Raw genomic sequence first — 5,302 nt, 5'->3', positions numbered from 1 at the left:
CGCCCGGACCCATCCCGAACCCGGAAGCTAAGCCTGCCAGCGCCGATGATACTACCCACCAGGGTGGAAAAGTAGGACACCGCCGAACACCCACAAAAAAGCACCCCCACACCCGGGGGTGCTTTTTTATTGCCGCATTTAGTCGAATAGCGTCAAATGGCCCGGCATTCGCAGCTTCTCCATTTGCAGCAGTGTTCTTTTGCGGTCGAGTCCGCCGCCGTAACCGGTCAGGCTGCCGGCGGATCCGATAACGCGGTGGCACGGCACAACGATGGCCACCGGATTTCTCCCGTTGGCCAATCCCACCGCACGGGCCGCGCCGTTAGCGCCGATCTGATTCGCAATGTACCCATAAGAGCGGGTCTCCCCGTACGGAATTGTCAGCAGGGCATTCCACACCCGTCGCTGAAATTCGGAACCAACGAGATCCAATTGCAGATCGAATGCAGTGAGCTCACCGGCGAAATAGGCTTCGAGCTGGTCGACGACATCCGGAAGTATTCGGTCATCGCGTACCCAGTCGGCGCGGTTCGGTTCATGGGTTTGATCGACCATCCGCAGATGAGTCAGCGTGGATCCGCGCCCCGCCAGCGTCAGGGGGCCGATCGGGCTGTCGAACGTGCGGTAGTACGTCATGCGATCTCCTGGGATGGCCAGTTGTTCACCGGATGGTCGAGCACGGTCCAAAGGTGCTGGGTGGCATAAGAGCGCCAGGGCCGCCAATCCTGGCTTCGCGCGATCAGCGCCCGCTGCGCCGTCGGAAGGCCGAGTTGTTCAGCCGCCACCCGCACCCCCAAGTCGGTAGCCGGGAAAGCGTCCGGGTCGCCAAGCCCGCGCATGGCGATCAGCTCGGCAGTCCATGGACCGATTCCCGGCAATGCCAGCAGCTGCTGGCGTGCACGTTCCCAGTCGCACCCGGCGTCCAGGGCGAGGCTGCCGTCGGCCAAACTGTCGATCACTGCGCTGAGGCTGCGCCGGCGCGCCGCGGGCACGGCCAGATGAGCCGGGTCGATCTCGGCGAGCTGATGCACCGACGGAAAGGTGTGGGTCAGTGCCCCTTCGGGGTCAGCAATCGGCTGACCGTAGGCGAGCACCAACCTGCGCGCATGCGTCCGGGCCGCCTTGGTGGAGACCTGTTGGCCCAGAACGACCCGCACGGCCAACTCCGCCTCGTCGACGGTGCGCGGAATGCGTTGTCCGGGCCCTTCGGCGACTGCAGGTCCAAGATCAGGGTCAGATCCCAACATGTCGATGACCGCCTGGGGATCGGCGTCCAGGTCCAGAAGACGCCGGCAACGGGTGATCGCGGTCGTGAGGTCACGGAAGTCGTCCAGTGTCAGCAGACAACGGACATGATCCGGCGCCGGCTTCAGACTGACAATGCCGTTCCCGTGTGAGAGCCGCAGCGTTCGTCGGTACGCGCCGTCACGCACCTCTTCGCACCCGGGCACCGCAGTGGCTGCCAGATGTCCGAAGACGCCCTCGTAAGCGAACGGCGCCCGGACCGGCAGGCGCAAAGAGACGGTTCCTGGACACGTGAAATCGCGGCCGAATCGCGTGCGGGAATTCTTTCGCAGCGACGTTGGTGTGCATTCGGTGACCGCGCGCACGGTGTCGTTGAACTGCCGGATGCTGGAGAAGCCAGCGGCGAATGCGACGTCGCTGAACGGCAAGTCCGTCGTCTCGATCAAGACCCGCGCGGTCTGCGCACGCTGGGCCCGAGCCAGCGCCAGCGGGCCGGCGCCCACCTCCGCCTGCAGCAACCGCTCCACTTGCCGAGTGGTGTATCCGACCCGTTCGGCGAGGCCGCCGACTCCGTCACGGTCTACGGTGCCGTCAGCGATCAGCCGCATGGCGCGCGCCACCACGTCGCCGCGGACGTCCCACTCCGGCGAGCCGGGTGAGGCGTCAGGACGACACCGCTTACAGGCCCGGAAACCTGCCCGCTGTGCTGCCGCAGCGGTCGGAAAGAACCGCACGTTGCGGGCGAACGGTGGGCGCACCGGGCAACTCGGCCGGCAGTAGATGCCGGTGGTCTGCACCGCGGTGACGAACCAGCCGTCGAACCGGCCATCCTTGGACTGCACGGCGCGATAGCAGCGGTCGAAGTCTTCGTGCACACTTCGACTCTTACACCCGCCCACTGACAACACTGGCGGAAATCCGACAAGGCGGTGGCGCCGCCGACCGTGAGCCGATTGTCAGCAGGGTTTCAGCAACACGCGGCCGGCATTGAGCGCCCACCGGCGCCCTCGTCCCTACGATCATCCGGTGGCTGACCGCTATGGCACCGACATCCTTGCCAACGACCCGCACAAGGCGCGCAGACCGACCTCGACCGAGCGCCCCGTGCAGGTCGGCATGGTGGTCGAGGACGCCCACACCGGCTATGTAGGGGCAGTGGTGCACGTCGAATACGGCCGGATGGAGTTGGAGGACCGGCATGGGCGCAGAAGACCTTTTCCGATCGGCCCGGGCTATCTGATCGACGGTGCGCCCGTCATACTCACCGCGCCCCGCCGCGTGACCCGCCGGCCCGCGGTGCGCACCGCGTCGGGCTCCGTCGCGGTCGCTGGAGCGCGTGCCAAGGTGGCACTCGCCAGCCGCATCTACGTGGAGGGCCGACACGACGCCGAACTCGTGGAACAGGTCTGGGGCGCCGACCTGCGGATCGAGGGCGTCGTGGTCGAGTATCTCGGCGGGGTGGATGACCTCGTCGCCGTCGTCAAGGAATTCCGGCCGGCACCCGACCGCCGGTTGGGCGTGCTCGTCGACCACCTCGTTGCCGGCTCCAAGGAGGCCCGCATCGCCGATGCCGTGCGACGCGGACCGGGCGGCGTTGACACGCTTGTGGTGGGCCACCCTTTCATCGATATCTGGCAGGCCGTCAAACCCGCCCGGCTGGGCATCCCGGCGTGGCCGTCGGTGCCGCGTGGTGTGGATTGGAAGCACGGTGTGTGCCAGGCTTTCGGCTGGCCCCATGCAGGGCAGCCCGACATCGCAGCCGCCTGGCAGCGCATCCGCGGCCGCGTGCGCGACTGGAACGACCTCGAGCCGGCGCTGATCGGTCGGGTCGAGGAGCTGATCGACTTCGTGACCGATGCGCGGAATTCGACGCCGGGAGGACCGGCAAGCGCCCCGTAGGCTCGAGTGGTGACGTTCGGCGATTCGGCGGCAGTGCCGTACCCTGACCTGCCCAGCGCCGGTCTGTCACCGAGACGCACCTCGGTACGCAGCTGGTGGTGGTTGACGCTGTCGAGTATTGCGTTGACAACCGCAGTGGTCATTGGCACGTGGGCAATCACGCAGCACAGCGACGCAGCGCCCAGGAGCGCCTGCGTAGTGGTCCACGCCGGCTCGCCTGGTGAAGAACTGCATGCCACCAGATCGCCGTGCGGTACCGATCCCAGTTTCACCGTCGCCAGGCGAGGGGACGCGCCCGACGGATGTGCTCCGGGACGGTACGCTCAATTCCGCCCTCCATTCGCCGACCAAGCGACGGGCCGGCTCTGCTTGGTGCCGAATCTTGTTGTCGGACATTGCTATCGGTACGGCGTGCCGGTGGGGATGTGGGAATTGGGTCGCTGTGTCGGACCGGCGACCATCAAAGTGACCAAGCGGGTCGACGCCGAAGATTCCCATGCCTGCCCCGTCAATTCATCCGCAGCGCCGGGGATGGCACAGCCCGTTGCGGGGCCGCGGGCGCTGACTTATCCATCGCGAACGTACTGCTACTCCGATGTACCCGAGAAGTAATCCTGCGGTGCCCGTGCTCCGCGCTGACGAAGTCGCTGCCGCAGAATGCGTTTGATGGTTGGGGCCGCGGCCATGTGCGCAGTTGCGCTGTGCGCCGGTTGCGCCGGCACAGTGAACGGAACCGCCGAACCCGCCCGCGACTCGGCAGGCATCATCGGTATCGGCCGCTCGATACCGCAGATCCTGCCGACCAGCAAGGAGTTGACCTCGGCACTGCGATCCCCGGTGGCCGACGACGGCTTCCCGCCCATAGTCGGAGGTCCCGATGTTCTGGTGCCCGGCCGGGAGGTGGCCGACAACGACGGAGCGGAGTGCGTCGGCGTCACGGACCCGTTCCTCAAAGCGCCATACCGAAACGCCCCGGTGGCCGCGGTGGCTCTCCAAGGGTGGCACGGTGTCGAGTCGAGTCACTGGGTGGATGCAGGAGTCATCGCGCTGGCTTCGCCTGGCGACGCCAAGGCGCTGTTCGCCCGATTCGTCGGGCAATGGCAACGGTGCCAGGGAAGAAGCGTGACGTTGCGGTCCGCCAAATCCGGAGCGTCCGAATATCGCGACGACATAGCAGAGGTGCGCAACGCCAACGGTTTGCTGACGGCGGTGGTGACGTTGTCCTCCTTCTACGACGACGTCGCTTTCCCGTCCGAACGCGCACTGGGCGTCGCCTACAACTGCCTCATCGACGTCAATGTCACCGACTTCGACTTTCACTCCGGCGCGGCGGCCACAACACGGCGCGCCGAGACGGTTTTCAACGTGATGGCAGCGAAGGCGGGTGACTCCCGCCGCTGAGCAGATGGCGGCGACCCGCTTCGCCCGGCTTCCGCCGCGCTCGCGATCGCCGCTAGGCCAGAGTGGCCAACCGGGTGGGCTCGTCGTGCCCGCGTAGCGTCACGGTGTCGCCGATAGACCAATGCGCCCGTTCCTCTTCACCGGCACCCTCGACCGTCTCCGATGACGCCAGCAGTCGCCCCGGTCGTTCTTTGGCCAACTCGCTCAGTCGGGCCGCCTCGTTGACCGGGCCTCCGATCACCGTGTATTCGAACCGCTCTTTGGCGCCGACGTTGCCGGCGACGACCTGACCTGAGGCCACTCCGATGCCGGCCTGGCAATCAGAGACCTCCCGCCGCAACCGCTCGGCGATCACACGAGCAGCGGCCAGCGCCTGGTCTTCGGGATGCTCGAGGCGATTCGGGGCACCGAAGACGGCCAGCGTCGCATCGCCCTCGAATTTGTTGACAATCCCGCAGTGGGAATCGACCTCGTCGACGATGACGCCGAAGAACCGGTTGAGCAATTGCACGATCTCGGCGGCCGGCCGCTTGGTCACCAACTGCGTCGAGGAGATGATGTCGACGAAAACCACCGCGACGTGGCGCTCTTCGCCGCCTAACTTGGGCCGCTCCCGCTCGGCCGCGGCAGCGACCTCCCGCCCGACGTGACGGCCGAACAGGTCTCGCACCCGTTCACGCTCCCGCAGGCCGCTGACCATCGCGTTGAAACCACTCTGCAGCTCACCGAGTTCTGTTCCGTCGAACACCACCAGGTC

General features: G+C 66.5%; 5 protein-coding genes and 1 rRNA gene. 3 read left to right on the top strand and 3 right to left on the bottom strand.

What is annotated here, in order from left to right; all coding sequences use genetic code 11:
* A 5S ribosomal RNA gene (rrf, locus tag WA317_RS14690) occupies positions 1-88 on the top strand; the annotation flags it as partial.
* A gap of 50 nt (positions 89-138) precedes the next feature.
* On the opposite strand, the gene WA317_RS14685 is transcribed toward rrf, so the two are convergent.
* Both WA317_RS14685 and WA317_RS14680 read right to left on the bottom strand, forming a co-directional pair.
* A complete protein-coding gene (locus tag WA317_RS14685) occupies positions 139-636 on the bottom strand; it encodes a methylated-DNA--[protein]-cysteine S-methyltransferase (protein ID WP_425173727.1) in 498 nt (165 codons plus the stop codon).
* Positions 633-2,120 carry an AlkA N-terminal domain-containing protein gene (locus tag WA317_RS14680; protein ID WP_425173726.1) on the bottom strand — a complete coding sequence of 496 codons (1,488 nt, stop codon included), beginning with the start codon at positions 2,118-2,120 and terminating at the stop codon, positions 633-635. Before WA317_RS14680 ends, WA317_RS14685 begins: the two co-directional genes overlap by 4 nt.
* Positions 2,121-2,271: 151 nt before the next feature.
* Between WA317_RS14680 and WA317_RS14675 the strand changes: the two genes are divergently transcribed.
* Both WA317_RS14675 and WA317_RS14670 read left to right on the top strand, forming a co-directional pair.
* Positions 2,272-3,144: a DUF3097 domain-containing protein gene (locus WA317_RS14675; protein ID WP_425173725.1), complete on the top strand. Its 873-nt coding sequence runs from the start codon at positions 2,272-2,274 to the stop codon at positions 3,142-3,144.
* A 666-nt stretch (positions 3,145-3,810) separates the two neighbouring features.
* A complete protein-coding gene (locus WA317_RS14670; RefSeq protein ID WP_425173724.1) occupies positions 3,811-4,545 on the top strand; it encodes a sensor domain-containing protein in 735 nt (244 codons plus the stop codon).
* Positions 4,546-4,597: 52 nt separating this feature from the next.
* Here the strand turns inward: WA317_RS14670 and WA317_RS14665 are convergent.
* Positions 4,598-5,302: adenylate/guanylate cyclase domain-containing protein (locus tag WA317_RS14665; protein WP_425173723.1), on the bottom strand; the 705-nt coding region annotated here is incomplete at its 5' end.

The sequence above is a fragment of the Mycobacterium sp. genome (assembly GCF_049802695.1).
Taxonomy (GTDB): domain Bacteria; phylum Actinomycetota; class Actinomycetes; order Mycobacteriales; family Mycobacteriaceae; genus Mycobacterium.
Note: the sequence above shows the minus strand (reverse complement) of the source record. Positions and strands in the feature narration are given on the sequence as shown.

Excerpts from the sequence above, each read along its gene's own strand:
- WA317_RS14670 (WP_425173724.1), top strand. The coding sequence starts at position 3,811 with ATGGTTGGGGCCGCGGCCATGTGCGCAGTTGCGCTGTGCGCCGGTTGC.
- WA317_RS14685 (WP_425173727.1), bottom strand. The coding sequence starts at position 636 with ATGACGTACTACCGCACGTTCGACAGCCCGATCGGCCCCCTGACGCTG.